Source organism: Variovorax sp. YR752 (assembly GCF_943372545.1).
This window is the reverse complement of sequence record NZ_CALRZC010000021.1, coordinates 16,823-43,407: the sequence shown is the minus strand read 5'-3', so window position 1 is coordinate 43,407 and position 26,585 is coordinate 16,823. Positions and strand designations below refer to the sequence as shown.

The window sequence follows — 26,585 nt, the reverse complement described above, 5'->3', positions numbered from 1 at the left end:
TGAAGGGCAGTTCACTGGCAAGAAGCGGACGTCAATTGCAGACGCACGACAGGCCGCGATCGCTGCGTAGCCGCCCATCGTGGTATGCGCGCTTCAGACTGATGGCAGATGTTGGTTGCGCCGACGTTGAAGTCGGTTTCCGCTGCAAAGCAGTCGGTCGACCTCTCGCATCGAAGGACCGCATCGGGCCCAAAGCCGACTTTCTGGATCCTCCAAAGCTGCCGTTTGTGCGCGCCTTTTCAACCCCGAATAAGAAGCGCAAGACCCGCCACGAATTGACAAGCTGCGCCGAGCTTCGCGGCCTTCGACGCGCCAAGGAACGACGGCCACGACATGACGCCAGAGGCGCCGAAGACGACGAGAAATATTCCGGACCATGGAGGCGGAACACTCAATGCAATAACGACAAGCAAAAGCAGCTTGTAACAAACGGCCCAAGTCGCTTTGGCGGCAAGCCCGAGCCAGTCCGGGAGGTTGACCGGGCGATTCAGTACATAACGAATGCCCGAATCGAAGTGCTTGCGTGGCCGTAGTTCAATGCTCGGAAGAAGCGCAACGCAAACCCCAATGAAGAATCCGTTAAGCACAGCCAAGACCGGCGACGTACTCACAGCGAACGTGATGGCCGCCACGATTGCGCCCGATCCAAGGAGCCATTTGGCGAATTTGATTCCACCGAAAACAGGCTCAACCACAGCGCCGCACGACGGACATGTCTTCTCGCTCCGCTCACGTTGGCTCTGCCATTCCGGGGAGAAAACTCCAACGGCACTCGAACATTGACTGCACTTCATGGCTAGATCTGCTGCTGAGCGTCGATGTTCGCGAAGGTGCGGGATTGGCTCATCGTTGTTGAGTTCAGAAGGTAGCGTCGAATGTCGGGTTGTGGCCGACCGCCGACCGTCATGCTATCGGGGCGCTTGCGCATTTTCTTGCGTACTTCCCCGCGACTCGCGTCGCAAAGTTGTACCCCAGGTGCTGACTTCGGCCGCTTCTGTCCCGGCGGCCAGGTCCGTCAGAAGCAAATCCGCAACCCCAGAACCGCCCCACCCGTATTGGTGCTGGTCAGGATGTGAGCGAGGCCTGTTTGAAGGGTGCCGCAGCCGGCTAGGTCTGCTGCAGCCGGCGGCTGCGTTCCCGCCCAGCCACTAGGAACACCTGTTGCCGGTCGTCGAGAGCCTCTTCTCGCAAGTGAATGTCCTGCGGCTCGATGGAAGTGAGGCGTTTGCCGATGCGCAGTCCACGTTGGCTGGTTGAAGGATGGCTGGCGGCAAGGCTCGCCCTCAGCTCCTTCGCGATGAAATCGGCTGGTTGGATTTCGTCGCCGGAGCAGGTGTGCTCGTGATCAGCATGCTTCTGGTGCTTCCGGCCTCTTCCGAGGCTTGGCGGTCCAGTTCGCCCATTGAAGTCTTGGCCAGGACCACCGCGATATCCGGTCAGAATTGGAGCCTATGCCTATGCAGCCCCTGTTCGACGCAATCGCTTCAATGTCCGCACCGGTGGATGCGCAGCGCATCTTCCACGGCCGCGGTGGGCTTCATCCCGAGTGCACTCACTTGTCGCTCGACTTTTTCCCGCCGGTTTGGGTGTTGACCAGCTTCAAGCCTGCGACCGACGGCGAACTGGCTGCAATTGGCGCCGCACTGGAGCGTCGCTGGTCACAGTTGGCACCGGGTGAAACGCTGCAATGGGTGTTCCAGTGCCGGCATGAAGGCCAGAGCAGCACACGACTTATGGGCGGTTCGGTGCCCGACCCGCATTGGGTCACCGAGGAGGGCGCTCGCTATCGCGTTAACGTGGGCCGGGGCCAGAACCACGGGCTGTTTCTCGACATGGCCGAAGGACGGCGCTGGGTTCGTGCGTTTGTGAAGGCGCGCCCAGACGCCCGGTCGCGCGTCAAGGTGCTCAACCTGTTTGCTTACACCTGCGCGTTTTCGGTGGTCGCATTGCAGGCAGGGGCCCGGCACGTCACCAACCTGGACATGAGCAAGAGCGCTCTGGCCGTGGGGCAACAGAACCACCGCGCCAACGGCGTGCTCGCCGGCGCGAGCTTCCTCCCTCATGACCTTTTCAGTTCGTGGGGAAAAATCGCGCGCGGAGGCCCTTACGGGCTGGTCATCGTTGACCCACCGAGCTATCAAAAGGGAAGTTTCGTTGCGACCAAGGACTACGCCCGGCTGATTAAGCGCTTGCCTGACCTGCTGGAGCCCGACGGCCTTGTCCTGCTATGCCTCAATGCCCCAGAACTGGGACCAAAATTCCTGCAGGAGCAAATGAGCGCACTGGCGCCGGAGCTGGATTTCGTGGAAAGATTGGCGAATCCAAGCACCTTTCCCGACGTGTCCGACGGGCGGTCGTTGAAGGTGTTGGTGTACCGGGCACCGCCGGGTGTTCAACCTGAGGTCTGAAGGGGGCGCTACGCATTAGCGCCACGGGCGGACGGCCCCATGGAGCGCCTTCGTGTGAATTGAAGCAAGCTGTCGAATGACTGGTCCTGGCCGATAGTACCTATTCGTCTCGCAGGCGCCAACGACGGCAATCGCTGCAAAGCGGATGCCCGCATCGTCTGCCGACGATCAGCATGGAGCGCATAGTTGCCACCGAGGCTAACCCCACAAGCACCTCAACCGAACCGAATTCCCTCCATCACAAGGGCTTCAGCCGTCGCACCCAAAAGAACCTGTTCACCAGGGCGAGCCGCGAAACACGCAGCCCGCAGACCATCCGCTAGCTGCCAGCCTCAGGCGCCCCTCGTCGCGCCCTCTCGCTCACCTGAAACAGCTCCCCCGCCTTGCGAGAAAGTTCAGCCGCAAGCCAGAGCAGGTTGTCCAGCTGTCGAGGCCCGTCACCGCTGCACCAGTCGATATCTTCCCCGTGGCAGACCCACAGAAGAGCTTCGAGTTGCGAGAGGGTGTTTTCGAGAAGATCCGCCGGGTCTTGGGCGTTGTCTTCGGAAGCTACCGGCGTGCGAGGCCGGGCTATAGTCTTGGTAGCCATTTTGTGCGGTCCTTTAGAGGGTAGTGCACGAACTTGGTTAGACGGTCGGGGTGCTGATAACACCTCGGCCGTCGCCTTTTGATACCTCGCATCTGCATCGCTGCTTACGCACCGACGACCTGCCGCGAGGCAAGCAGCCTTCAAACATCTCGGTGGTGGGGGGTGTGGCGCCTTTCTTCTTCCCTTGGTGGGGTGTCGAGTGACAGGGGCATTCACTCTAGAGAAGAACCCGGCGAAGTGGCCGGTTCATGCGGCACGAAGTCTCGGCGAGCGCCAACAAATGCAGCTTCTGCGATGCGCCGAGCACGGACCTTGTGGGCCCGGTGCCGCGCCGGTCCGAAGCGGCTCCGAACGCTCACGCCGATGGGGTGCCTTGCGCAGCGAAATCAAGGAGGAGCCCGAAGGGCGGGGGACATTCGCGGAGCAAGGCGCCCCGTCGGCGGGAGCGCGGCAGAGCCTGAAGCCCTCAGTTCATCCAGCTGCGAGCCCGGTCCAGATGCTCACGGCACTCCCGCACCATGCGCTCCAGCAATTCAGCACACGTCGGGATGTCGTCGATCAGCCCGATGCACTGGCCGGCCGAGACCACGCCGTTGTGCACCTCGCCCGACTCCAGTGCCGCGCGGCCGCGTGCGCCGGCCACCAGCGGGCGGATGTCCTCGAACTCGCAGCCGCCCGGACGGCGTTCGGTGGCCACCACTTCTTCGGAGATCGCGTTGCGGAACACGCGCGCCGTGTTGTGCAGCGTGCGGAACATCAGCTTGGTGTCGCGCTCGGTCGCGGCCACCAGCGCCTGCTTGATGTTGTCGTGGATCGGCGCTTCTTTGGTCACGCAGAAGCGCGTGCCCATGTTGATGCCCTCGGCGCCGAGCGCCAGCGCGGCGGCCATGCCGCGGCCGTCGGCGATGCCGCCCGACGCGATGATCGGAATGCGCAGCTTGCGCGCCGCCACCGGCAGCAGCACGAGGCCGGGCACGTCGTCCTCGCCGGGGTGGCCCGCGCATTCGAAGCCGTCCACGGACACCGCGTCGACGCCGTTGCGCTCGGCCGAGAGCGCGTGGCGCACCGAGGTGCACTTGTGGACGATCTTCACGTCGTGGCGCTTCAGGGCCTCGATGAAGTCCTTCGGGCTGTTGCCCGCGGTCTCCACGATCTTCACGCCGCTGTCGATGATGGCCTGCACGTACTCGGCGTACGGCGGCGGCTTCACCGCCGGCAGGATCGTGAGGTTCACGCCGAAGGGCTTGTCGGTCATCGTGCGCGTGCGCGCGATCTCGTTGCGCAGGTCGTCGGGCGTGGGCTGCGTGAGCGCCGTGAGGATGCCCAGGCCGCCGGCGTTCGACACGGCCGCGGCCAGCTCGGCGCGGCCCACCCATTGCATGCCGCCCTGGATGATGGGGTAGCGGATGCCGAGCAGTTCGGTGATGCGGGTCTTCATCGTTGTCGCAGCCGCTTACAGCGTCGTCACGAGTTCCGGCACCGCCGTGAACAGGTCGGCCACGAGGCCGTAGTCGGCCACCGAGAAGATCGGCGCTTCTTCGTCCTTGTTGATCGCGACGATGACCTTCGAGTCCTTCATGCCGGCCAGATGCTGGATCGCACCCGAGATGCCCGCGGCGATGTACAGCTGCGGCGCGACGATCTTGCCGGTCTGGCCCACTTGCCAGTCGTTCGGGGCGTAGCCCGCGTCGACGGCTGCGCGGCTGGCGCCCAGGCCTGCGTTGAGCTTGTCGGCCAGCGGGGCCATCACTTCGGTGAACTTCTCTGCGCTGCCCAAGGCACGACCACCGGAGACGATGATCTTGGCGGCGGTGAGTTCAGGACGCTCGCTCTTCGTGACTTCACGGCCCACGAAGCTGCTCTTGCCGCTGTCTGCGACGCCTTCAGCCGTTTCGATCGCTGCGCTGCCACCGGTGGCAGCGGCTGCATCGAAGCCGGTCGTGCGAACCGTGATCACCTTGGTGGCGTCGGTGCTCTGCACAGTGGCGATGGCGTTGCCGGCGTAGATCGGGCGCTCGAACGTGTCCGGGCTGTCGACCTTGGTGATGTCGGAGATCTGTGCCACGTCCAGCTTGGCGGCCACGCGCGGGGCGACGTTCTTGCCGTTGGCGGTCGAGGGGAACAGGATGTGGCTGTAGTTCGCTGCGATCGCAAGGACCTGCGCTGCAACGTTCTCGGCGAGGTTTTCAGCGAGGCTGGGGCTGTCGGCCACGATGACCTTGGCAACGCCCGCGATCTGGGCGGCGGCCTTGCCGGCTTCGGCGGCATTGGCACCGGCCACCAGCACGTGGACATCGCCACCGCAGGCCAGCGCGGCGGTCACGGTGTTCAGGGTCGCGGGCTTGACGGTCGCGTGGTCGTGTTCGGCAATAACAAGTGCGGTCATGTTCAGATCACCTTCGCTTCGTTCTTGAGCTTGTCCACCAGGGTGGCGACGTCAGGCACCTTGATGCCTGCACCGCGCTTCGGCGGCTCGCTGACCTTGAGGGTCTTCAGGCGGGGCTTCACGTCCACACCCAGGTCTTCGGGCTTGAAGACGTCCAGCTGCTTCTTCTTGGCCTTCATGATGTTCGGCAGCGTCACATAGCGCGGCTCGTTCAGGCGCAGGTCGGTCGTGATGACTGCGGGCAGCGTGAGCGTCAGTGTTTCCATGCCGCCGTCGACTTCGCGTGCCACGGTGACCTTGTCGGCTGCGAGCTCGACCTTCGAGGCGAAGGTGGCTTGGGGCAGGTCGGCGAGTGCAGCCAGCATTTGGCCCGTTTGATTCGCGTCGTCATCGATGGCTTGCTTGCCGAGGATGATCAGCTGGGGCTGTTCCTTGTCGACCAGCGCCTTCAGCAGCTTGGCCACGGCCAGCGGCTGCAGCTCTTCGGTGGTCTCGACCAGGATGCCGCGGTCAGCACCGATGGCCATCGCGGTGCGCAGGGTTTCCTGGCACTTGGCATCGCCGCAGGACACGGCGATGACGTCGGTCACGATGCCCTTTTCCTTCAAGCGCACGGCCTCTTCGACAGCGATTTCGTCGAAGGGGTTCATGCTCATCTTGACGTTGGCAATGTCCACCCCGGTGCCGTCGCTCTTGACGCGCACCTTCACGTTGTAATCGACGACCCGTTTGACAGGCACCAGAACTTTCATGGCTGTTCCTCTTGAATGACAAAAAATGGGAAAGGGGTTACTCGAGCTTGGCGCCCGACTGCTTGATGAGGCGCTCCCACACGGGACGCTCCTGCTTCCAGGCTGCTGCAAAGAGTTCGGGCGAGCTGTCCTTGATCTCGAAGCCCATGGCCGCCACGCGCTCGCGCACGTCGGGCTGCTGCGTGGCCTTGCGCACCTCGTCGGCGATGCGGTCGACGATGGCCTTGGGCGTCTTGGCCGGCGCGGCAATGGCGAGCCAGCCGGTCACGCGGTAGGCCTCGTCCTTCAGGCCTTGCTCGGCCAGCGTGGGCACGTTGGGCAGCGTGCTCATGCGGCGCTCGCCGGTCACGCCGACGGCCTTGAGCTTGCCGGCGTCGATGTGCGGCTTGGCCGCGAGCGCGCTGGCGTAGGCCATCTGGATCTGGCCGCCGATCAGGTCTTGCACCATCGGGGCCTCGCCCTTGTAGGCGACGTGGTTCATGTCGGCCTGCTGCGTGAGGCTCATGTGCGCGCCGGCCAGGTGTGGGTAGGCGCCCACGCCGTACGAACCGTAGGCGACCTTGCCCTTGTTCGCGGCCACGTACTTCAGCAGCTCGGGGCCGGTCTTGGCGGGCACGCTGGGGTGCACCACCAGCACCAGCGGCGCCATCGCGATCTGGTAGACCAGCGTGAGGTCGCGCTGCGTGTCGTAGGGCAGCTTGTCGTAGAGGAACTCGTTGGTCATGAGCGAGTTGCTCAGCGACAGAACGATCGTGTAGCCGTCGGGCGCGGCCTTGGCGACCATGTCGGTGCCGATGATGCCGGCCGCGCCGGGCTTGTTGTCCACCACGATGGGCTGGCCCATGCTGGCCGCCATCTTCTGGCCCAGCACGCGCGCCAGCACGTCGGTCGCACCGCCGGCCTGGAAGGGCACGACGAGGCGGATCGGCTTGTTCGGGTAGGGCGCCTGCGCATGCGCGGGGGCCAGCGCGAACAGCGCGGCGGTCGAGGCTGCAGCGCACAGCAGGGCGCGGCGGGTCGAGGCTTGATGGGTCATGGTTTGTCTCCCGTTCGGTTTCAGAAAATCGTGTCGAAGAAGAAGCAGGTGAGTCACTTCAGCGCGATGCGCGTCTTGAAGGGCAGCGGTTCCAGGGCCTTCTGCAGCCGCTCCTGCAGCGCCGCGGCTTGCGTGCCTGCTGCGGCGGCGTCGATCTGCACCTGCACGAGGCTTTCGCCTTCCGTGGTCACCGCAGGTTGAGCCGCATCGCTCAGACCGAGTGCCGTGCAGACCTCGGCGACCGTGGCCGCCACCACCTGCCGCGCGGCCATGGCGCGCAGCTCGGGCTTGTAGATCTTGCCGACGTTGGTCATCGGCATCGTGGCGATCACCGACACCCACTTGGGCCGCGCGGGCGCTTCGTCGACGCGTGCTGAAGTGAAGGCCAGCAGCTCGTCTTCGGTGGCCGAGGCGCCGGGCACCAGCGTCGCGAAGATCACGGGCAGTTCGCCCGCGTAGGCATCGGGGGCGCCCACGGCGGCGCACAGCTGCACGGCCGGGTGCGCGCCCAGCGCGTCCTCGATGGTCTTGGGGTCGATGTTGTGGCCGCTGCGGATGATCAGGTCTTTCGAACGGCCCGTGAGGTGCAGCCGCTCTTCGGCGTCCATCCAGCCCAGGTCGCCGGTCGCGAGCCAGCCGTCGGCCGTGAAGGCCTTGGCGTTGTCGGCCGGATCGACAAAACCCGAGAACACGTTGGGCGACTTGAACAGCACCATGCCGGTCTCGCCTTGCGCCACTTCGCGGTCGCTCGCGTTGCCGTTCTCGTCGAGCGCCACGATGCGCACCTGCGCATATGGCAGCCGAAAGCCGACGCAGCCGGCGGGCCCGTTCACGCCGGGCGGCGTGATGGTCGAGATTCCGGCCATCTCGGTCATGCCCAGGCTCTCGTGCACATGCAGGCCGAACAGGCGCTCGAAGCGCGCGGCCAGCTCGGGCGCGAGCACGGCGGCGCCCGTGCGGCAGTAGGTGATGGACGAGATGTCGGCGCCGTCCAGCGGCACATTGGCCAGCGCGGCGAGCACCGTGGGCACGGCCGACAGCGAGGTCGGGCGGTACTTCTCGACCAGCTTCCAGTAGTTGGCCAGCACCTCCTTGTTGCGCAGCAGCGAGGGCGTCGGAATGATCACCTCCACGCCCGCCGACAGCGCCGAGAGCGAGGCCGGCAGCACGCCCGCCACATGGAACAGCGGGTAGCCGTTGATCGAGATGCCCTGCTCGTTCATGCCCGCGAGCTGCACGCTGGCCCAGGCGGTGAACACCTGCGCGCCGTGGCTGTGGCGCGCGAGCTTGGGCGCGCCCGTGGTGCCGCCGGTGTGGAAGTAGGCGGCGATGTCGGTGGGGGCGATGTCGCGGCCGCTCACGAGGCGGTCCGAAGGTTGTGCGGCGCGCAGCACGTCGAACTCGGCCACGCCTTCGGGCAACGCACCTGCGGAACCCGGCGCTTCGTCGTGCGGCGCCACGCGCAGCACGGTGGTGAGCGTGGGCACCTGGCCGCGCAGGCGCATCGCCTTCGACCACATGCCCGATTCGCTGTCCGAGCCGTACGCGATAAGCACCTTGGCGCGCGCCGCGGTCATCAGCGCGATCAGCTTCTCGTCGGTGAGCAGCGGGTTCAGCGGCTGCACGATGCCGGCTGCCTCGCCGCCCCAGAGTGCCAGGTGGTACTCGAGGCAACCGGGCAGCAGCACCGCGACCGCATCCTGAGGCCCCACGCCCAGCGTGTGCAGCAGGTTGGCGGTCTGGTGGATGCCCGCGAGCAGCTGCGCATACGACCAGCGGATGGGTTCATCCGCCGGGTTGCCGCTGCGCAGAAAGGTGAGCGCGGTCTTGTCGCCGAAGGCCGCGCCGGAATTGCGGAAGAGCTCGTAGGTGCTGCGCACCGTGAGCGCTTCTTCCAGCGGCGTTGCTTCGAGCGCGCGGATGTCGGCGAGCCCGCGCACCGGAAACCGGGGGCGGAACGGTGTGCCGATGACGTTGTTGTTGTTCTTGTCGTTGCCTGTTGTCATGGTGTCTCCTTGAGGTCGTCTGGCCGGCTGCGGACGGGGTGCCCCGTCGTGTGTCTTACTGGTTCGTGATCTTGTTGTCGCGAATGACCTTGCCCCAGCGCTCGAAGTCCTGGCGCATGCGCGTGGCGGTCTGCTCCGGCGTGCCGTAGGCCGCGAAGGAGCCCACGCTCTGCAGCTTCTCGCCGACTTCCTTGTCGGCCAGCGCCTTCTTCAGCTCGGCGCTCATGCGGTCGACCACGGCCTGCGGCGTGCCGGCCGGGGCCAGCAGCCCGCCCCACGAGGTGGCGTCGAAACCGGGGAAGCCCTGCTCGGCCACGGTCTTCACGTCGGGCAGCAGGCTCACGCGCTTGCCGGAGCCCACGGCGATCGGGCGCAGCGTGCCGGCGCGGATGTGCGGGATCACGGCCACGAGGTCGGAGAACATCGCGGGCACCTGGCCGCCGATGAGGTCGGTCACGGCCGGGGCGCTGCCGCGGTAGGGCACGTGCTGCATCTCGAACTTGCCGATGTTCTTCAGCTGCTCGGTCGTCAGGTGGCCGAAGCTGCCGGCACCTGCGGTCGTGTAGTTGAGCTTGCCGCCGTCGGCCTTGGCCTTGGCGATCAGGTCCTGCAGGCCGTTCACGCCGGGCAGGGCCTTCGGGTTCACCACCATCACGATCGGCAGGTCGTACACCGTGCCCACGGGCGTGAAGTTCTTGAAGATGTCGTAGGGCACGGTGCCGTACAGGTGCGAGGCCAGCAGCGTCGGCGTGGCCAGCATCACGAAGGTGTAGCCGTCGGGCGCGGCCTTGGCCGCAAAGGCCGCGCCGATGGTGCCCGAGGCGCCGCTGCGGTTGTCGACCAGGATGTTCTGCTTGAGCGACAGCGACATCTTCTGCGCCACGATGCGCGAAGCCACGTCGGTCGGGCCGCCGGGCGGGAAGGGCACGACCAGCGTGATGGGCTTGGTCGGCCAGGCCTGGGCGAAGGCGCTGCCGGCCAGGAGGGGGAGGGCCAGCGCGATCAGGGCGCGGCGAATGGGATTACGGGGGGAGCTAAGGAACGGAAAGGCCATGGACTTCTCTTCAGGGATGCGGGCGTTGTCTTCGCTGTGTGCAATCAGACGACGCCGTTCGTTTTCAGCGCTGCCAGCTTTTCATCCGACAGGCCGAGCAGGGACTTCAGCACGTCGTGCGTGCCTTCGCCCAAAGTGGGCGGCGCGCTGCGCACGGGCAGGCGCTCGCCATCGAAACGGTAAGGGGGCGCCAGCACGTCGACTTCGCCGGCCACCGGGTGCGGCTGCTTGGTCACCAGGCCGGCGTCGGTCGCGCGCTTGGAGTTCAGCGCCTCCAGCAGGCCCAGCACCTCGCCGCAGGGGATGCCCGAGGCGTTGAGCTTTTCGAGCAGCGCGGCGCGCGGGCGCTTCGCGAGTTCGGCGTGCAACTCGGGCAGCAGCACGGCGCGGTTGGCCGAGCGCAGGATGTTGGTCTTGAAGCGCTCGTCGGCCGCGAGGTCGGGGCGCTCGATCACCTCGGTGCAGAAGCGCGAGAACTGCGCGTTGTTGCCCACGGTGATCACCAGCGGGCCGTCGGCCGCGTCGAACACGCCGTAGGGCACGATCGACGGGTGCGAGTTGCCGTAGCGCGGCGGGTCTTCGCCCATCAGCAGCGCTTCGAGGCCGTAGTAGGCGGTGATCATCAGGCCGCAGTCGAACAGCGCCATCTCGATGTGGCGGCCGGTGCCGGTCTTCTCGCGCTGGTAGAGCGCGGCCAGCACGGCCTGCGCCGAGTACATGCCGGTGAACAGGTCGACGGCGGCCACGCCGAACTTCAGCGGCGGCTGGTTGGCTTCGCCGTTCAGCGCCATCAGGCCGGCCTCGCCCTGCACCACGAGGTCGTAGCCGGGGCGTGCGGCCTCGGGGCCGGTGCGGTCGTAGCCCGAGATCGAGCAGTAGATGAGGCCCGGGTTCTCCTTGCGCAGCTGTTCGTAGCCCAGGCCCAGCTTGTCGATGCCGCCGAACTTGAAGTTCTGCAGCACCACGTCGCACTGCTTGGCGAGGTCGCGCGCGATCTGCTGGCCTTCGGGCGTCTGCAGGTCGAGCGTGACGGAGCGCTTGTTGCGGTTCACGCTGTTGAAGTAGGCGGTCTCGGTCTTGCCTACGCGCAGGCCCCAGTCGCGCGTGTCGTCGCCGCGGCCCGGGTGCTCGACCTTGATCACCTCGGCACCCATGTCGGCCAGCACCATGCCGCACCAGGGGCCGGCGAGGATGCGGGACAGATCGAGGACGCGCACGCCGGCGAGCGGCAGCGAGGAATTCAGCGAGGGCATGGGAACAACTCCAGGAAAACGAAAGACCCCCGCATCTGCACGCGAGGGGAGAGCGCGTTGCGTCAGGACGCGTCGGGCTTGGGCGAGCGGCGCAACGCGACGAAGTCGGCCTTGCGCTTGCCGAGGAAGGCGCCGATGCCTTCGGCGGCTTCGGCGTCGGCCTGCGACGTCACCATGTAGACCGCTTCGGCCTCGAGTTGTTCCTCGAGCGTTGCGCGATGGGCCTGTCGGCACAGCGTCTTGATGCGTGCGCTCGCGCGCTGCGGGCCTGTGGCCACCTTGGCCGCGAGTGCGATGGCTTCGGCCAGCGCGCCGCCCTTGTCGGTCAGGCGGTTCACGGCGCCCATCGCATGCAGGCGCTCGGCCGTCAGGCGGTCGCCGGTGAGGCACAGCTCGGTGAGCACCTGGCGCGAGACGAACTCGGCGAGGAAGGCCGTGGCGCCACCATCAGGCGTGAGGCCGACCTTGATGTACGCCACCGTGTAGAACGCATCGCGCGTCGACACGAGCATGTCGCAGGCCAGCGCCATCGACAGGCCGGCACCGGCCGCGCCGCCTTCGACCGCCGCGATCACGGGCTTGCCGCAATCGCGGATCGCGCGGATCAGGTCGTGCAGGCCTTCGAGCTTCTCGCGGCGTTCGGCCTCGGGCAGTTCGCGGCGCTTGGCCAGCAGGTTCAGGTCACCGCCCGAGCAGAAGAAGTCGCCCGCGCCGGTGAAGACGATGGCGCCCACCTCGGGGTCGTTCTGCGCGTCGGTGAGCGCGGCGGAGAGTTCGGCGTACAGCGTCGGCGTGATCGCGTTGCGCGCGGCCGGGTTGCTGTTGGTCAGGATGCGGACGGCGCCTTCCTGGCTGATGAGAACGGTCTTCGCGTCGCTCATGCTGCCAGCTCCTTGCCGAGCGTGATGTAGCGCTGAAGGTGGTGGTCTTCGTCGCCGAGTTGGTGGTCGATCATCACGAGGCGCTTGGCGTAGTGGGGCAGCGGCAGCTCCCAGGTCATGCCGATGCCGCCGTGCATCTGGATGCTTTCTTCGGCCACCAGCGCGCCGATGCGGCCGATGCTGAACTTGGCGGCCGACAGCGCACGCTCGCGCGCCACGCGGTCGCTGCCGTCGATGGCGGCTGCGGCGTTGATCACGGCCGAGCGGGCCTGTTCGATCTCGAGCAGCAGGTCGGCCATGCGGTGCTGCAATGCCTGGAAGCTGCCGATGAGGATGCCGAACTGCTTGCGCGTGCGCAGGTATTCGAGCGTGGCGGTCTTGGCGGCTTCCATCGCGCCCAGTGCTTCGGCGCACAGCGCGAGCACACCGCGGCCGATGGCGCGTTCCAGCGTCGCAGCGCCCTGGCCTTCAGCGCCCAGCAGCGCGTCGGCGCCGAGCGTCACGCCGTCGAGCGTGAGTTCGGCCACGCGGCCCCCGTCGATCGCGGGGCAGCCGCGCACCGTGAGGCCGGCGGTCTTGGCGGGCACGAGGAAGAGCGAGATGCCGGCTTCGTCGTCCACGTTGCCCGAGGTGCGGGCCGACACGAGGAACAGGTCGGCCTGCTCGCCTTGCGGCACCACGGCCTTGGCGCCCTTGAGCACCCAGCCGTCGCCGCTGCGTTCGGCCTTGGTGGCCACGCGCGTGCGTTCGTAGTGCGTGTCGGCTTCGTCGTGTGCGAAGGCCGCCACGGTCACGCCGTTGACGATGTCGCCGATCTTCTCTTTCTGCGCATCGCTGCCGGCGGCGCTGACCGCCTCGCCGACCATCACGGCGCCCAGCAGCGGTTCGACCACGAGGCCGCGGCCCAGCGCTTCGAAGACCACGGCAATGTCGAAGCCGCTGCCGCCGAAGCCGCCGTCGGCCTCGCTGAACAGCGCGCCGATCACGCCGAGCTCGGCGAAGTTCTGGAAGATTTCCTTGCTGAAGCCGTGCTCAGACTTCGCGATGCGGTCGCGCGCATCGAAGGCGTACTGCTCGGCGATGAAGCGGTTCAGGCTGTCGGCGAGCATGCGCCGGTCTTCGGTGTGTGCGAAGTTCATGCCGTTTTCCTTTAAAGACCCAGAATCATTTTTGAAATGATGTTCTTCTGGATTTCGTTCGAGCCGCCGAAGATCGACAGCTTGCGGTTGTTGAAGTAGCGCGACGCGGCGGCCTTGGCATAGGTCGGGCCGAAGGTCTCGCCGGTGAAGCCGTCCTGCAATGCCTCTGCAACAAAGGGGCGGCCATAGACGCCCATGGCGCGGCGGGCCAGCGACGAAATCTCCTGGCGAATTTCCGTGCCGCGGATCTTCAGCATCGAGCTTTCCGCACCCGGCACGCCGCCGCCCGCCACGGCCGCGATCACGCGCAGGTTCGTCGTCTTCATGTTCTCCAGGTCGATCTCGACACGCGCCAGGCGTGCCGCGAAGGCCGGGTCGTCCGCGAGCGGCTTGCCGTTCTTGGTCTGCGAGGCGGCGATGCCCTTGAGCTGTTCGAGTGCGGCCACCGAGAAGCCCACGCCCGCGATGTTGGTGCGTTCGTAGGTCAGCAGGTACTTGGCGCAGGTCCAGCCCTTGTTCTCTTCGCCCACGAGGTTCTCGGCGGGCACGCGCACGTCGGAGAAGAACACCTCGTTGACTTCATGCTCGCCGTCGAGCGTGATGATCGGGCGCACTTCCACGCCGGGCGAGGTCATGTCGACCAGCAGGAAGCTGATGCCTTCCTGCTTCTTCGCCTCGCGGTTGGTGCGCACCAGGCAGAAGATCATGTTGGCGTGCTGGCCCAGCGTGGTCCAGGTCTTCTGGCCGTTCACGATGTAGTGGTCGCCCTGCGCATCGATGCCGCGCACGGCCGTGGTCTTCACCGCGGCCAGGTCGGAGCCCGCGCCGGGTTCCGAATAACCCTGGCACCACCAGTCGGCGCCGCTCAGGATGCGCGGCAGCCAGTAGCGCTTCTGCGCTTCGTTGCCGTACTTGATGAGCACCGGGCCCAGCATGTTGACGCCGAAGGGCACGATGCGCGGCGCGAAGGCCAGCGCGCATTCGTGTTCGAAGATGAACTTCTCGACCGCGGTCCAGCCGGGGCCGCCGTACTGCTCGGGCCAGTGGTTGGCGAGCCAGCCGCGTGCGTTCAGGATGGCGTGCCATTCCTGCATGTCGGCCTTTTCCAGGATCTTGCCGCCGCGCACCTTGTCGGACAGCCGCGCAGGCAGCTTGTCCGCCAGGAAGGTGCGCACTTCGCTGCGGAAGGCTTCTTCTTCGGTCGTGAAGTTCAGGTCCATCGCGGACTCCTCAATGAATCAATAGATTTCGAACAGACCAGCGGCGCCCATGCCGCCGGCGATGCACATCGTGACCACGGCGTACTTGGCGCCGCGGCGCTTGCCTTCGAGCAGCACGTGGCCCGTGAGGCGTGCGCCGGTCATGCCGAAGGGGTGGCCGATGGAGATCGCGCCGCCGTTCACGTTCAGGCGTTCCGACGGAATGCCCAGCTTCTCCTGGCAGTAGATCGACTGCGAAGCGAAGGCTTCGTTGAGTTCCCACAGGTCGATGTCCTGCACCTTCAGGCCGTGGCGCGCGAGCAGCTTGGGCACGGCGAAGACCGGGCCGATGCCCATCTCGTCGGGCTCGCAGCCGGCCAGTGCCAGGCCGCGGAACGCGCCCAGCGGCTTCAGGTTGGCGCGCTCGGCGTCCTTGGCTTCCATCATCACGCAGGCCGAGGCGCCGTCGGACAGCTGCGAGGCGTTGCCGGCGGTGATGAACTTGTCTTCGCCCATCACCGGCTTGAGCTTGGCCAGCGCTTCGTAGGTGGTGCCGCGGCGGTTGCAGTTGTCTTCCGTGGCGGTGACTTCGCGGTGCGTGACTTCCTTGGTGTCCTTGTCGGTCACGGCCATCGTGGTGGTGCAGGCCACGATCTCGTCCTTGTAGCGGCCGGCCAGTTGCGCTTCTTCGGTCTTGCGCTGGCTCTCGGCGGAGAAGCGGTCCTGTGCCTCGCGGGTAATGCCGTAGCGCTTGGCCACGATGTCGGCGGTGTCGATCATCGCCATGTACAGCTCGGGCTTGTGCTCGAGGATCCACGGATCGAGGCTGAGGTCGCCACCGTCGCCGGGGCTGCGGCCACGGATCTGCGAGATGCTTTCCACGCCGCCCGCGATCATGGCCGGCGCGCCGTCTACGACGATGCGGCCAGCGGCCATGGCAATGGCCTGCAGGCCCGAGGCGCAGAAGCGGTTCACGGTGGTGCCGGCGATGCTGATGGGCAGGCCCGAGCGGATGATCGACTGGCGCGCGATGTTGCGGCCGGTGGTGCCTTCGGGGTAGCCGCAGCCGAGGATGGCGTCCTCGATCAGGGCCGGGTCCAGGCCCGAGCGCTCGACCGCGGCCTTCACCGCGAACGAGGCCAGCGTGGCGCCGGAGGTGATGTTGAATTCGCCGCGGTGCGCCTTGGTGAGGGGGGTGCGGGCGGTAGAAACGATGACGGCTTCACGCATGGGTTTGTCTCCTGGGGGCTCTTGCTACGGGTTACTCGGATTGATTCAGGCTGGCGAAATCGGCGCCGCGTTCGACCAGCTCCACGAGCAGCGGCGACGGCTTCCAGAAAATCGGGTCGGCCTTGGCGAACTCGCGGATGTCGGCGAGCACCTTGGGCAGGCCCACGGTGTCGGCGTACTTCATGGGGCCGCCGCGGTGGCGCGGGAAGCCGTAGCCGTAGAGGAAGGTCACGTCCACGTCGAGCGGGCGCAGCGCGATGCGCTGGAGCACGACATTCGCGCCTTCGTTGACCATGGCGGCCATGTAGCGGCGCATGATTTCTTCTTCGGTGAATTTGCGCGGCGTGATGCCGGCGCGCTCGCGCTCGGCGTCGATGATGGCCAGCACCTCGGGGTCGGGCACGCCGGTGCGCGCGCCTTCGGGGTACAGGTAGTAGCCGCGCTGCGTCTTCTGGCCGAACCAGCCGCGTTCGCAGATGCGGTCGGCCACCTGCACGTAGCGCGCCTGCGGGTCGCGCGTGGCGGCCTTGCGCTTGCGCGTGGCCCAGCCGATGTCGCCGCCGGCCAGGTCGGACACCTGGAACGGGCCCATCGGGTAGCCGAAGTTGCGCACGGCCGCGTCGATCTCGTAGGGCGAGGCGCCGTCTTCCATCATGTGGTCGGCGGCCTGGCGGTACACGGCCAGGATGCGGTTGCCGATGAAGCCGTCGCACACGCCGGCGCGCACGGGCACCTTCTTGAGCTTCTTCGCAAGTTCGAAGCCGGTGGCGACCACGTCGGCGCTCACCTTGGCGGGCACCACGATCTCCAGCAGCTTCATGATGTTGGCCGGCGAGAAGAAGTGCAGGCCCACCACGTCCTGCGGACGCGAGATGCTGGCGGCGATCTCGTCGATGTCCAGGTACGAGGTGTTGGTGGCGAGCACGGCGCCCTTCTTGCACACGCGGTCGAGTTCGGCGAACACGGCCTTCTTGACGCCCATCTCCTCGAACACGGCCTCGACCACGATGTCGACATTGGCGAAGGCGTCGTAGCTGGTCGAGCCCGAGAAGCGCGCCATCACGGCGGCCTTGGCTTCGGCGGTCATGCGGCCCTTGGCGATGAGGCCGTCGTACACCTTCTCGACGTGCGCACGGCCGCGCGCCAGGCTGGGCTCGTCGCGCTCGACCATGGTCACGGGCAGGCCCGCGTCGAGCATGGCCACGGCGATGCCCGCACCCATGGTGCCGCCGCCGACGATGCCGGCCGAGGCGAGCGCGCGCGGGCTGGCCGAGCGGGTCTCGGGCGCCTTCAGCACTTCGCGCTCGGCGAAGAAAGCGTGGATCAGGCCGGCGCGCTGCGGGCTGTCGATGCACTGCAGGAAGAGCTGGCGTTCGAGCGCCATGCCTTCGTCGAAGGGCAGCGTGAGCGCGCCTTCGACGGCTTCGATGATCTTCATCGGCGAGAACAGGCCGCGGCTCTTCTTGGCGGTGTCGGCGCGCGCGGCGTCGAGGGCGGCGCGGGCTGCGTCCTTGTCGGCCAGGCCGGCGGCTTCGCGCGTGCGGCGCACCGGGGCGCTGGCGGCGACGAGTTCCTGTGCGTAGGCGAGGCCTTCGGTACGTGCATCGGCGTCGGTGCCGAGGCGGTCGACGAGGCCGAGCGTCAGCGCTTCCTTGGCGCCCGCATGGCGGCCGCTGAGCATCAGTTCGAGCGCGGGCTTCACGCCGATCAGGCGCGGTGCGCGCTGCGTGCCACCCGAGCCGGGCAGCAGGCCCAGTGCCACTTCGGGCAGGCCCAGCTTGGCGGTGGGGGAGGCGAGGCGGTAGTGCGCCGACAGCGCAATCTCCAGCCCGCCGCCGAGCGCGGCGCCGTGGATGGCAGCGACCACCGGCTTGGTGCAGTTCTCGATCTTCAGGCAGACCTCGGGCAGCGATGGCTGCTGCGGCGCCTGGCCGAACTCGCGGATGTCCGCGCCGGCGATGAAGTTGCGGCCCGCACCGACGATCAGCACCGCCTTGGCGCCGCTGTCGGCCTCGGCCGCGTCGATGGCGGCTGCCAGGCCGCGGCGCACGTCCACGCCCAGGGCGTTGACGGGCGGGTTGTCGATGGTCACCACACACACGTCGCCTTGACGCTGGAAGGTGACGGGACCGTTGGACGTGGAAGGGCTGGGAGTGGGGGTGGCCATGTGCGTGTCGCTTGTCTCTTGCTTGCGTGGCAGGCCCTCGTGAAGCCGAGGGGTCCGGGGCTCTGGGGAGCCCTGCATTCTTGGCCGGTATCTCGGCTTTGACAATTGCATAGGTGGTTGACAGACTGTCAAAGAATTTTTGACACAATCCGCCCATGGACCTGCAATCGCTCACCCTGCTGGTGGAAATCCTGGACGCGGGCAACCTGAGCGCGGCGGCCCGCCGGCTCAAGATGACCCGCGCCAACGTCAGCTACCACCTGAACCAGCTCGAGCGCTCAGTGGGTGCGCAGCTGATCCGGCGCACCACCCGCCGCGCCGAGCCCACCGAGATCGGCCTGCGGCTGTACCAGCACGGCGTGGCCATCCAGACCGAGCTGCTGGCGGCGCGCGAATCGGTCACCGCGCTGGGCGAGGGCCTGCAGGGCCGCGTGCGCCTGAGCGTGCCCAGCGGCTACGGCCAGCTCGTGATGGCCGACTGGCTCATCGACTTCAAGCGCCAGTACCCCGGCATCGTGCTCGACGTGGTGTTCGAGAACCGCATTGAAGACCTGCTGCGCGACGAGGTCGACATCGCCATCCGCGTGATCCCCGAGCCGCCGCAGAACCTCGTGGCGCGCGAGATGGGCCCGGTGCGCTATGTGGCCTGCGCCACGCGCGCCTACGCCGAGCGCCACCCGCTGCCCGTGCAGCTCGACGCGCTGCGCGCCACGCCGGTGGTGACGGCCGCCGTCATCGGAAGGCAGCTGCGCATCTCGGCCTACCAGGGCGAGACTCGGCGCGAGGTGATCCTGGAGCCGACGCTGATCTCGGAGAATTTTTTATTCCTGCGCCAGGCCATCCTCGCGGGCCTGGGCGTGGGCCTCGTGCCCGACTACGTGGTGCAGGAAGACGTGCGCCGCGGCGACGTGGTGACCACGCTGGACGACTGGCGCCTGTCGATCTTCGGCACCCAGATGTTCATGCTCTACATGCCGAACCGCCAGCACACGCGGGCGATCCGGACGTTCATCGATTTCATTCTGGCGCGGGTGCGGCCGGAGGAAGCCGAGGCTCAGTCGCAGGGGTAGACGACTTCTTTCGCCGGCCCGCATCGAGGCCGCTGCGCTGGCTTGATCAGACGGGGCGCAACTGCTCCGCGAGCGAGCGGGTCTTTTCGGTGACGGTGCTACCGGTGTGCAGCGTGGTCTTGCGCTCGATGAGCATCAGGTGGCATTCCTCGTCGGCGACCGGGTTGTGCCGCACGCCCTTGGGCACGACGAACATCTCGCCTTCGCCAAGCTCGACGGGGCCGGCTTCCATCTCGATGCGCAGGCGCCCCTTGAGCACCATGAACAGCTCGTCTTCGTCGTCATGGCTGTGCCATGCGAGCGAGCCGTGGACCTTGGCGACCTTGATGTAGGCGTCGTCGACTTCGGCGACGACGCGCGGCGACCAGAACTCGGTGAGCGAGGCGGCGATTTCCTTGGGGGGGGTGACCTGGGTGTTGTTCGACATGGCGCTTCTGTGCGGGACGTGGGAACAGCAGACTAACCCAGGCCACATGGCCCTGTATTACCCCGCGATGCGCTCGGCCAGCGCGATCAGCGACCGGTCCGACCCCGCCGGCCCCAGCAGCGAGAGGCCCAGCGGCGCGCCATCGCGTGTGGCGAGCGGCATCGAGAGCTGCGGAAAGCCCGCCAGCCCCGCGATGCACAACAGCCGGATCGCGCGGTTGCGGTAGTCCTCCATCGAGGCCTCGTTGTCGCTGCGCAGCGGCGCGATGTCGGGCATGGTCGGCATCAGCAGTACGCCGTCGGTGCCGAGCAGCGCGGCCAGGTGCGCGCGGAAGGCGGTACGAAACACGCGCGCGGTCGCCACCTGCGCATCGGTCACGTCGCGCGACCACGCAAAGCGCTCGGCCACGCCCGGGCCCAGCGGCGGCGCGTAGCGCTCGATCAGCGGGCCGTCGGTGAGCCAGGCTTCGCGCGACTGCAGGTAGCGGAAGTTCCAGTACATCGCGTCGAAAGATTCCATCGCCGCGGTCGTGCCCTCTGCCGGGCCGAGGAGGCTTTGCACGCGATCGGCCGCACCTTGCAGTGCTTCGGCCGCGGCAGGCACGGCGAGCGCCCAGACGTCGTCGGGCCGCAGCAGCCGCACACGTTCGGGCAGGGCGGCTGCGTCGGCGTCCAGCAGCACATCGGCCACGCGCGCAAAGGTGCCGATGTCGCGCGCGAACCAGCCGCAGGTGTCGAAGCTGGGCGCGAGGTCGAGCGCGCCTTCGAGGCTCACGCGGCCGTGCGTCGGGCGCAGGCCATACAGGCCGCAGTGGTTGGCCGGCGCGCGCACCGAGCCGCCGGTGTCGGTGCCGAGCGCGAAGTCGCACAGCTTCGACGACACCGCCGAAGCCGAGCCCGACGACGAGCCGCCCGTGATGCGCAGCGGCGCCCCGCCGTTGATCGGCGCACCGAAGTGCGCGTTGTTGCCGTTCATCGAGAACGCGAGCTCGTCGGTCACGGTCTTGCCGGCAAAGCGCGCGCCGGCATCGAGCAGCTTCTGCACGGTCGGCGCGGTGCGCGTCTTGATGCCTGACATCGCGAGCACGATCGGATTGCCGCCGCCCGTGGGGTAGCCGGCCACGTCGAACAGGTCCTTGGCAGCAAAGCTCAAGTCCGCCAGCGGGCCGGTCGAGGCGCGTGGCGCTGGCGCATCGGGGTACGGAACGAAGGCGTGGGCGGGGTCGTGCAACGGCATGGTGGTGGGAATGAAGGGTGGAGGATTCAGGCGACCAGCACGGGCGCGATGGCCGCTGCGGCATCCGTATGGATGCAGCGCACACGGTGGTTCGGCGCCAGCTCGACCACGGGCGGTTGTGCGGCGCGGCAGGCATCGCTGGCCAGCGCGCAGCGCTCCGCGAAGGAGCAGCCGGGCGGCAACGAGGAAAGATCGGGCGGTGCGCCGCCGATGGTTTCCAGCCGCGTGCCGCGCGCCAGTGCGCCGTGCGCGCGGCTCTTGAGCAGCGCGATGGTGTACGGATGGCGCGGCGAGCGGATCAACTCGCGGGCCGTGCCTTCCTCGACGATGCGGCCCGCATACATCACGGCGATGCGGTCGGCCACTTCGACGGCGGCACCGATGTCGTGCGTGACAAAGATCACCGACAGGCCGAGGTCGCGCTGCAGCTCGCGCAGCAGCAGCAGGATCTGGATCTGCACCGTGGCGTCGAGCGCGGTGGTCGGTTCGTCGGCCAGCAGCAGCTGTGGCTTGCAGGCGAGTGCGAGCGCGATCATGGCGCGCTGGCGCATGCCGCCCGACATCTCGTGCGGATAGGCCTCGAGCCGCCGTTCGGGGCTCGGAATGCGCACGCGCTCGAACAGCGCCAGCGCACGTTGTTGTGCCTCGGCCTGGCTGACGGATTCATGGCGACGGATCGATTCGACGATCTGCGCGCCCACCGAGTACACCGGGTCGAGCGCCAGCAGCGGCTCCTGGAAGATCATGGACGCGACCTTGCCGCGGAAGTCGGTCAGTTCGCGCTGCGACATCGCGAGCACGTCGCGGCCCGCCACCTGCACCTGGCCGCCCATGCGCGTGCGGCGCTCGGGGTGCAGGCGCAGCAGGGTGCGCATGGTCACGCTCTTGCCCGAGCCCGATTCGCCGATCAGCGCGACCACCTCGCCGCGCTGCACTTCGAGGCTCACGCCGCTGACCGCATGCACGGGCTTGCGGCCGCCGCTGAAGGTGACGCTGAGGTCGCGCAGCCGGACCATCGGTTCGTTGTTGTCGCTCATTGGGGTACCTTCGTGCTTCGCACTGCGGTGCGAGCTTGCTTGGGGCGGCCCGGCGCGGCGCTCATGCTGCTTCTCTCCGGGCTTCAGTGGCCATCGGATGCCCGCTGCCCGCTTCGTGAATCAGGCAACTCACCGCATGCTGCGAGCCGGTGACGATGCGTTCGGGCACGACCTTGCTGCACACCGGTGCGGCGAGCGCGCAGCGCGGATGAAAGCGGCAGCCCGAAGGCGGGTTGATCGGGTTCGGCGGATCGCCCGCAAGCGCCGCTTCCTCCGTACGGTTGTCGGGGTCCATCGACGGCATCGAGGACAGCAGCGCGCGCGTGTAGGGATGCGCGGGCGCCTCGTACAGCGCATCGGCCGGGCCGATCTCGGCCACTTGGCCCAGGTACATCACCATCACGCGGTCGCTCACGTAGCGCACCACGTTGAGGTCGTGGCTGATGAACACGTAGGTAAGGCCGAACTCGGTCTTCAGGTCGAGCAGCAGGTTGATGACCTGCGCCTCCACCGACTTGTCGAGCGCCGACACGGCTTCGTCGAGGATCACCATGCGCGGCTGCAGCGCGAGCGCGCGCGCGATGTTCACGCGCTGTCGCTGGCCGCCCGACAGCTCATGCGGATAGCGCTCGGCAAAGCGCTGAGGCGAAAGGCCCACGCGCGCGAGCAGGTCGCGCGCCCGCGCCACCGCCTCGCGCCGCGACACACCGTGCACCTGCGGCCCGAAGGCCACCGAGTCCTCGATGGTGAGGCGCGGGTTGAGCGAGGCGTAGCTGTCCTGGAACACCATCTGCACCTGGCGACGGAACTCCTTGAGCGGCAGGTCGCGACTGCCGACCTCGCGGCCGTCGAACACCACCTCGCCGCGCGTGGGCTCGATCAGCTGCATCAGGAGGCGCGCGGTGGTCGATTTGCCGCAGCCCGATTCGCCGACCACGCCGAGCGTTTCGCCCTTCATGACTTCGAAGTCCACGCCGTCGACTGCGCGCACTACGCCGCCGCCGCGGCCCAGCGGGTCTTTCTTGAGCGGGAAGTGCTTGACCAGGCCCGAGATGGTGAGGAGCGGCTGTGCCGGGCCGCCGATGTCTTTCAGTGCGTCCATGGCCTCACCCCTTGTTGTCCATCGCCGAACGCAGGCCGTCGGAAAGCAGGTTGAAGGAAATCGACGTGATGAAGATCATCACGCCCGGCAGCGCCGCCACCCACGGCTGCGCGTAGATCGCCGTGCGCAGCGTGTTGAGCATCAGCCCCCACTCGGGCTCCGGTGGCTTCACGCCCAGGCCGAGGAACGACAGGCCCGAGGCCAGGATCATCGAGACCGCGATCAGACTCGTCGCGTAGACAAAGATCGGACCGAGCACATTGCCCAGCACATGCACCCGCACGATGGTGAAGGGGCTGGCGCCGGAAGCGCGTGCCGCTTCCACGTAGTCGCGGGTGCGCACCTGCGTGGTCACGCTTTCGGCCACGCGCGCGATCTGCGGAATGAACACGATGGTCAGCGAGATCAGCGAATTGACCACGCCCGCGCCCAGCGTGCCCGAGAGCGCGATGGCGAGCAGCACCGAGGGGAACGCGTAGAACACGTCGATCGTGCGCATGATCAGTGTGTTGGTGAGGCCACCCGCATAGCCCGCGACGATGCCGATGACGGTGCCCAACGCGAAGGCGCAGAGCACCGGCGTGATGCCGATGAAGAGCGACAGTCGCGCGCCGACGATCAGCCGCGAGAGCATGTCGCGGCCCAGTTCGTCGCTGCCGAAGGGCAGGCCTTCGGTGCCGATGGGCTTGAGGCGCTTGAGCATGGACGACTGGTACGGGTCGGACGGCGCGAGCCAAGGGCCGAACAGCGCGAGTGCGATCAGCAGCAGCACGACGATGGCCGCGCCGACCGCGACCGGGTCGCGGCGAAAGCGCAGCCAGACCGAGGCCCAGTAGCCGCGGGATCGCTGGGCCGGCAACGGCTCGACTGCGATGGCGGAAGAAGCGGGAAGCACGGAGGACATGGTGTTGCGGCTTTCTTCTCTTCTTCAGGCGCGCGCGATGCGCGGATCGAGCAGCGTCTGCAATACATCGACCAGCAGGTTGAGCACCACGAAGAACATCGCCAGCACCAGGATCGTTCCCTGCAGCAGCGGCAGGTCGCGCTGGAAGATCGCCGAGTTCAGCAGGAAGCCGGTGCCGGGCCACGAGAACACGGTCTCGATCAGGATCGAGCCGCCGAGCAGGTAGCCCAGTTGCAGGCCCATCACGGCGAGCGCCGTGGGCGCCGCGTTCTTCACCATGTGGCGGAACACGCCGAAGTGCGTGAGCCCCTTGGCGCGCAGGCCCACGATGAATTCCTGGTCGAGGATGTCGGCCACCAGCGCGCGCACGGTGCGCGCGATGATGCCCATCGGGATCACCGACATCGTGAGCGCCGGCAGCAAGAGGAACTGCAGGTGTTCCCAGTCCCAGGCCCAGTCGCCCGAACCGCTCGGGCCCGCGCCCGTGGCGGGCAGCCACATGAGCTGCGACGAGAACACGATCACCATCACCATGCCCAGCCAGTAGTGCGGCACGCTCACGCCGAGCACCGAGAACATCGAGGCGAATCGGTCGATCCACGAGTTGCGGAAGTAGCCCGCCACGAAGCCGAAGAGGCACCCCAGAACGAAGCCGATGAAGGTGGCCACCACCGCCAGCCGCAGCGTGTTGCCCACCGCGGTGAACACTTCGCCGGCCACCGCGCGGTTGCTCGCGATGGACACGCCCAGGTCGCCGTGCAGCGCGCGCCAGACCCACAGCGCGAACTGCTCGGGCAGCGAGCGGTTGAAGCCGTAGAGCTCGCGCAGCTGCGCCTGCAGGTCCGCCGAGGCGTCGGGCGGCAGGATGGACACCAGCGGATCGCCGGGCGCGATGTGCACGAGCAGAAAGCACACGAGGGCCACGCCGATCATGATCGGCACGGCGTAGATCACGCGGCGCAGGAGGTAGGTGAACATGGGGTGGCTGGCTCGTGGCTGGCTACGGGAGAAGGTCAGTCCATCGTCATGGTCGCGATGTCGATGAACCAGCTCTTGGGCTGCACCACGTTCTTCACCTTGGCCGACATGGCGCGCGGCCCCACGTCGTGCGCGATCCACACGAAGGGGGCGTCGTCCACGATGTGCGTGTGCAACTTGGCCAGCGCGGTGTCGCGCGCCTTGTCGTCGAAGCTGGTGCGTGCATCGGCCACCAGCTTGTCGACCTCGGCGTTGCCGTAGTAGCCCCAGTTGTTCGACACCGGCGGGAAGGCCTTGGTGCTCACGAAGCGCACCATCGCGAAGAACGGGTCCATCGCCGCGAAGCTGATGTTGACCGCGCTGGCGCCGTTGGCCGACGCATCCTTCGCGCCCTTGCGCCAGTTGGTGAAGAGCGTGTTCCATTCGATGACGTCGAACTGCACGTCGAAGAAGCACTGCTTGAGCGACTGCTGCGCGAATTCGTTCATCGGCAGCGGCTGCATCTGGCCCGAGCCCGAGGCCGAGATCTGCACCTTCACCTTGATCGGCTTGGCGGCCGAGTAGCCGGCCTGCGTCATGAGCGCCTGCGCGGCCTTCACGTCGTACTTGATGTCGAAGCCGGGCTTGCCGAACCAGGGGTGGCCGGGCGGCACGGTGCCCTTGGGCTCGGCCATCATGCCGCCCAGGAGCTGCTTCATGCCGCCGCGGTCGATGCAGAGGTTGGCGGCCTGGCGCACGCGCTTGTCGAGCCAGGGCGAGCCTTCGGCGAACGACAGCTGCCACGGCCACACGTGCGGCTGTGCATTCGAATAGACCTTGAAGCCGCGCTGCGTGATCTGCGCCATGGCGTCGGGGGCGGGCGCCTCGATCCAGTCGACCTGCCCGCCCAGCAGCGCGGCGGTGCGCGCGTTGGCTTCAGGCATCGGAATCATCACGACCTTGTCGATCTTCGGCGTGCGTTTGGCGTCCCAGTAGGTCTTGTTGGCAGCAAGCTCGAGGCGTTCGCGCGCCACGAAGCGCGTGACCTTGAACGGGCCCGAGCCGGCCGGGTCGGCGGCAAAGGCGGTCCAGGCGGCCTTGGCCTTGTCGGCGGGCGTTGCGCCGGCGGCGGCATCGAACTTCTTTTGCCACTGGGCGGGCGAAGCCATGAACAGATTGGTGAGGTTGATCGGCAGGAACGCATCGGGCTCGCTGGTGGTGAGCTCGACCGTCACGTCGTCGATCTTGCGGGCCGACTTGAGCGTGGGCATGCGCGATGCGGTCACGCCCACCTGGCTGGGGTCGAACTGCGGGGCTTCCTTGTCGAGCACCTTCTGCACGTTCCACACCACGGCATCGGCGTTGAAGGCCGAGCCGTCGTGGAACTTGACGCCGGGGCGCAGCTTGAAGACCCACTTGGTCTTGTCCTTGGCATCGACGGCCCACGACGTGGAAAGTCCGGGAATCAGCACGCTGGGTGCATCGGCCTTCGACAGGTCCCACTGCGTGAGCGCGTCGTAGATCGGAATGCCGGTGAAGCGGTTGCCTTCGAAGCCCTGGTCGGGCTGGCCGAGGGTGCGCGGGATGTCGGCCGCGGTCATGGCGATGCGCAGTGTTTTTTCCTGCGCCAGCGCGGCCGGCGCGGCGAAGACCAGGGTGGCGAGCGCCGCGCAGGCGGCCAGGGGTTTCAGGGACAGGGCGGGGGCAGCACGCTTCACATGGAACTCCGGTGGGTGGGGGGGTGACGGAAAG

At 67.3% G+C, this 26,585-nt stretch carries 22 protein-coding genes; 2 read left to right on the top strand and 20 right to left on the bottom strand.

Going from position 1 to position 26,585, the window contains the following annotated elements; all coding sequences use genetic code 11:
* Window positions 1-239: 239 nt before the first annotated feature.
* Window positions 240-632 (bottom strand): hypothetical protein, encoded by a 393-nt coding sequence (locus AAG801_RS07550; protein ID WP_341887839.1) that lies wholly within the window; start codon window positions 630-632, stop codon window positions 240-242.
* Window positions 633-1,457: 825 nt separating this feature from the next.
* Here AAG801_RS07550 and AAG801_RS07545 point away from each other — a divergent pair.
* Complete coding sequence (locus AAG801_RS07545) at window positions 1,458-2,408, top strand: class I SAM-dependent methyltransferase (protein WP_341887838.1); 951 nt, start codon at window positions 1,458-1,460, stop codon at window positions 2,406-2,408.
* Between the two features lie 1,055 nt (window positions 2,409-3,463).
* On the opposite strand, the gene AAG801_RS07540 is transcribed toward AAG801_RS07545, so the two are convergent.
* The 12 genes from AAG801_RS07540 to AAG801_RS07485 all read right to left on the bottom strand — a co-directional run bounded on the left by AAG801_RS07540 (window position 3,464) and on the right by AAG801_RS07485 (window position 18,100).
* A complete protein-coding gene (locus AAG801_RS07540) occupies window positions 3,464-4,435 on the bottom strand; it encodes a nitronate monooxygenase family protein (protein ID WP_341887837.1) in 972 nt (323 codons plus the stop codon).
* 15 nt (window positions 4,436-4,450) lie between these two features.
* Window positions 4,451-5,383, bottom strand: a complete 933-nt coding sequence (locus tag AAG801_RS07535; protein ID WP_341887836.1) for an FAD-binding protein — start codon at window positions 5,381-5,383, stop codon at window positions 4,451-4,453.
* Between the two features lie 2 nt (window positions 5,384-5,385).
* Window positions 5,386-6,135 (bottom strand): electron transfer flavoprotein subunit beta/FixA family protein, encoded by a 750-nt coding sequence (locus tag AAG801_RS07530; protein WP_341887835.1) that lies wholly within the window; start codon window positions 6,133-6,135, stop codon window positions 5,386-5,388.
* Between the two features lie 37 nt (window positions 6,136-6,172).
* Window positions 6,173-7,171, bottom strand: coding sequence for a tripartite tricarboxylate transporter substrate binding protein (locus AAG801_RS07525; protein WP_341887834.1), 999 nt, complete (start codon window positions 7,169-7,171; stop codon window positions 6,173-6,175).
* Between the two features lie 53 nt (window positions 7,172-7,224).
* Window positions 7,225-9,177: an acyl-CoA synthetase gene (locus AAG801_RS07520; RefSeq protein ID WP_341887833.1), complete on the bottom strand. Its 1,953-nt coding sequence runs from the start codon at window positions 9,175-9,177 to the stop codon at window positions 7,225-7,227.
* A gap of 55 nt (window positions 9,178-9,232) precedes the next feature.
* On the bottom strand, window positions 9,233-10,231 hold the full coding sequence (locus AAG801_RS07515) for a tripartite tricarboxylate transporter substrate binding protein (protein ID WP_341887832.1): 999 nt from the start codon (window positions 10,229-10,231) through the stop codon (window positions 9,233-9,235).
* Between the two features lie 44 nt (window positions 10,232-10,275).
* A complete protein-coding gene (locus AAG801_RS07510; protein WP_153280714.1) occupies window positions 10,276-11,484 on the bottom strand; it encodes a CaiB/BaiF CoA-transferase family protein in 1,209 nt (402 codons plus the stop codon).
* A gap of 62 nt (window positions 11,485-11,546) precedes the next feature.
* A complete protein-coding gene (locus tag AAG801_RS07505) occupies window positions 11,547-12,365 on the bottom strand; it encodes an enoyl-CoA hydratase (RefSeq protein ID WP_341887831.1) in 819 nt (272 codons plus the stop codon).
* Window positions 12,362-13,504 (bottom strand): acyl-CoA dehydrogenase family protein, encoded by a 1,143-nt coding sequence (locus AAG801_RS07500; RefSeq protein WP_341887830.1) that lies wholly within the window; start codon window positions 13,502-13,504, stop codon window positions 12,362-12,364. Before AAG801_RS07500 ends, AAG801_RS07505 begins: the two co-directional genes overlap by 4 nt.
* An 11-nt stretch (window positions 13,505-13,515) precedes the next feature.
* Window positions 13,516-14,724 (bottom strand): acyl-CoA dehydrogenase family protein, encoded by a 1,209-nt coding sequence (locus tag AAG801_RS07495; protein WP_341887829.1) that lies wholly within the window; start codon window positions 14,722-14,724, stop codon window positions 13,516-13,518.
* 18 nt (window positions 14,725-14,742) lie between these two features.
* Window positions 14,743-15,933 (bottom strand): acetyl-CoA C-acyltransferase, encoded by a 1,191-nt coding sequence (locus AAG801_RS07490; RefSeq protein ID WP_341887828.1) that lies wholly within the window; start codon window positions 15,931-15,933, stop codon window positions 14,743-14,745.
* Window positions 15,934-15,964: 31 nt separating this feature from the next.
* Window positions 15,965-18,100 (bottom strand): 3-hydroxyacyl-CoA dehydrogenase NAD-binding domain-containing protein, encoded by a 2,136-nt coding sequence (locus tag AAG801_RS07485; protein ID WP_341887827.1) that lies wholly within the window; start codon window positions 18,098-18,100, stop codon window positions 15,965-15,967.
* A gap of 155 nt (window positions 18,101-18,255) precedes the next feature.
* Here AAG801_RS07485 and AAG801_RS07480 point away from each other — a divergent pair, with 155 nt between their 5' ends.
* Window positions 18,256-19,170, top strand: a complete 915-nt coding sequence (locus AAG801_RS07480; protein ID WP_099795006.1) for a LysR family transcriptional regulator — start codon at window positions 18,256-18,258, stop codon at window positions 19,168-19,170.
* A gap of 46 nt (window positions 19,171-19,216) precedes the next feature.
* Here the strand turns inward: AAG801_RS07480 and AAG801_RS07475 are convergent, their stop codons facing one another.
* The 7 genes from AAG801_RS07475 to AAG801_RS07445 form a co-directional block, all read right to left on the bottom strand.
* Window positions 19,217-19,597, bottom strand: a complete 381-nt coding sequence (locus AAG801_RS07475) for a cupin domain-containing protein (RefSeq protein WP_341887826.1) — start codon at window positions 19,595-19,597, stop codon at window positions 19,217-19,219.
* A 57-nt stretch (window positions 19,598-19,654) separates the two neighbouring features.
* Window positions 19,655-20,833 (bottom strand): amidase, encoded by a 1,179-nt coding sequence (locus AAG801_RS07470; protein WP_341887825.1) that lies wholly within the window; start codon window positions 20,831-20,833, stop codon window positions 19,655-19,657.
* Between the two features lie 26 nt (window positions 20,834-20,859).
* Window positions 20,860-21,870, bottom strand: coding sequence for an ABC transporter ATP-binding protein (locus tag AAG801_RS07465; protein WP_341887824.1), 1,011 nt, complete (start codon window positions 21,868-21,870; stop codon window positions 20,860-20,862).
* 61 nt (window positions 21,871-21,931) lie between these two features.
* Window positions 21,932-22,972 carry an ABC transporter ATP-binding protein gene (locus AAG801_RS07460; RefSeq protein ID WP_341887823.1) on the bottom strand — a complete coding sequence of 347 codons (1,041 nt, stop codon included), beginning with the start codon at window positions 22,970-22,972 and terminating at the stop codon, window positions 21,932-21,934.
* Between the two features lie 4 nt (window positions 22,973-22,976).
* A complete protein-coding gene (locus AAG801_RS07455; RefSeq protein WP_341887822.1) occupies window positions 22,977-23,876 on the bottom strand; it encodes an ABC transporter permease in 900 nt (299 codons plus the stop codon).
* 24 nt (window positions 23,877-23,900) lie between these two features.
* Complete coding sequence (locus AAG801_RS07450; protein ID WP_341887821.1) at window positions 23,901-24,854, bottom strand: ABC transporter permease; 954 nt, start codon at window positions 24,852-24,854, stop codon at window positions 23,901-23,903.
* A gap of 35 nt (window positions 24,855-24,889) precedes the next feature.
* Window positions 24,890-26,551, bottom strand: coding sequence for an ABC transporter substrate-binding protein (locus AAG801_RS07445; RefSeq protein ID WP_341887820.1), 1,662 nt, complete (start codon window positions 26,549-26,551; stop codon window positions 24,890-24,892).
* Between the last annotated feature and the right edge of the window lie 34 nt (window positions 26,552-26,585).

Excerpts from the sequence above, each read along its gene's own strand:
- AAG801_RS07545 (WP_341887838.1), top strand. The coding sequence starts at position 1,458 with ATGCAGCCCCTGTTCGACGCAATCGCTTCAATGTCCGCACCGGTGGAT.
- AAG801_RS07540 (WP_341887837.1), bottom strand. The coding sequence starts at position 4,435 with ATGAAGACCCGCATCACCGAACTGCTCGGCATCCGCTACCCCATCATC.
- AAG801_RS07535 (WP_341887836.1), bottom strand. The coding sequence starts at position 5,383 with ATGACCGCACTTGTTATTGCCGAACACGACCACGCGACCGTCAAGCCC.
- AAG801_RS07530 (WP_341887835.1), bottom strand. The coding sequence starts at position 6,135 with ATGAAAGTTCTGGTGCCTGTCAAACGGGTCGTCGATTACAACGTGAAG.
- AAG801_RS07525 (WP_341887834.1), bottom strand. The coding sequence starts at position 7,171 with ATGACCCATCAAGCCTCGACCCGCCGCGCCCTGCTGTGCGCTGCAGCC.
- AAG801_RS07520 (WP_341887833.1), bottom strand. The coding sequence starts at position 9,177 with ATGACAACAGGCAACGACAAGAACAACAACAACGTCATCGGCACACCG.
- AAG801_RS07515 (WP_341887832.1), bottom strand. The coding sequence starts at position 10,231 with ATGGCCTTTCCGTTCCTTAGCTCCCCCCGTAATCCCATTCGCCGCGCC.
- AAG801_RS07510 (WP_153280714.1), bottom strand. The coding sequence starts at position 11,484 with ATGCCCTCGCTGAATTCCTCGCTGCCGCTCGCCGGCGTGCGCGTCCTC.
- AAG801_RS07505 (WP_341887831.1), bottom strand. The coding sequence starts at position 12,365 with ATGAGCGACGCGAAGACCGTTCTCATCAGCCAGGAAGGCGCCGTCCGC.
- AAG801_RS07500 (WP_341887830.1), bottom strand. The coding sequence starts at position 13,504 with ATGAACTTCGCACACACCGAAGACCGGCGCATGCTCGCCGACAGCCTG.
- AAG801_RS07495 (WP_341887829.1), bottom strand. The coding sequence starts at position 14,724 with ATGGACCTGAACTTCACGACCGAAGAAGAAGCCTTCCGCAGCGAAGTG.
- AAG801_RS07490 (WP_341887828.1), bottom strand. The coding sequence starts at position 15,933 with ATGCGTGAAGCCGTCATCGTTTCTACCGCCCGCACCCCCCTCACCAAG.
- AAG801_RS07485 (WP_341887827.1), bottom strand. The coding sequence starts at position 18,100 with ATGGCCACCCCCACTCCCAGCCCTTCCACGTCCAACGGTCCCGTCACC.
- AAG801_RS07480 (WP_099795006.1), top strand. The coding sequence starts at position 18,256 with ATGGACCTGCAATCGCTCACCCTGCTGGTGGAAATCCTGGACGCGGGC.
- AAG801_RS07475 (WP_341887826.1), bottom strand. The coding sequence starts at position 19,597 with ATGTCGAACAACACCCAGGTCACCCCCCCCAAGGAAATCGCCGCCTCG.
- AAG801_RS07470 (WP_341887825.1), bottom strand. The coding sequence starts at position 20,833 with ATGCCGTTGCACGACCCCGCCCACGCCTTCGTTCCGTACCCCGATGCG.
- AAG801_RS07465 (WP_341887824.1), bottom strand. The coding sequence starts at position 21,870 with ATGAGCGACAACAACGAACCGATGGTCCGGCTGCGCGACCTCAGCGTC.
- AAG801_RS07460 (WP_341887823.1), bottom strand. The coding sequence starts at position 22,972 with ATGGACGCACTGAAAGACATCGGCGGCCCGGCACAGCCGCTCCTCACC.
- AAG801_RS07455 (WP_341887822.1), bottom strand. The coding sequence starts at position 23,876 with ATGTCCTCCGTGCTTCCCGCTTCTTCCGCCATCGCAGTCGAGCCGTTG.
- AAG801_RS07450 (WP_341887821.1), bottom strand. The coding sequence starts at position 24,854 with ATGTTCACCTACCTCCTGCGCCGCGTGATCTACGCCGTGCCGATCATG.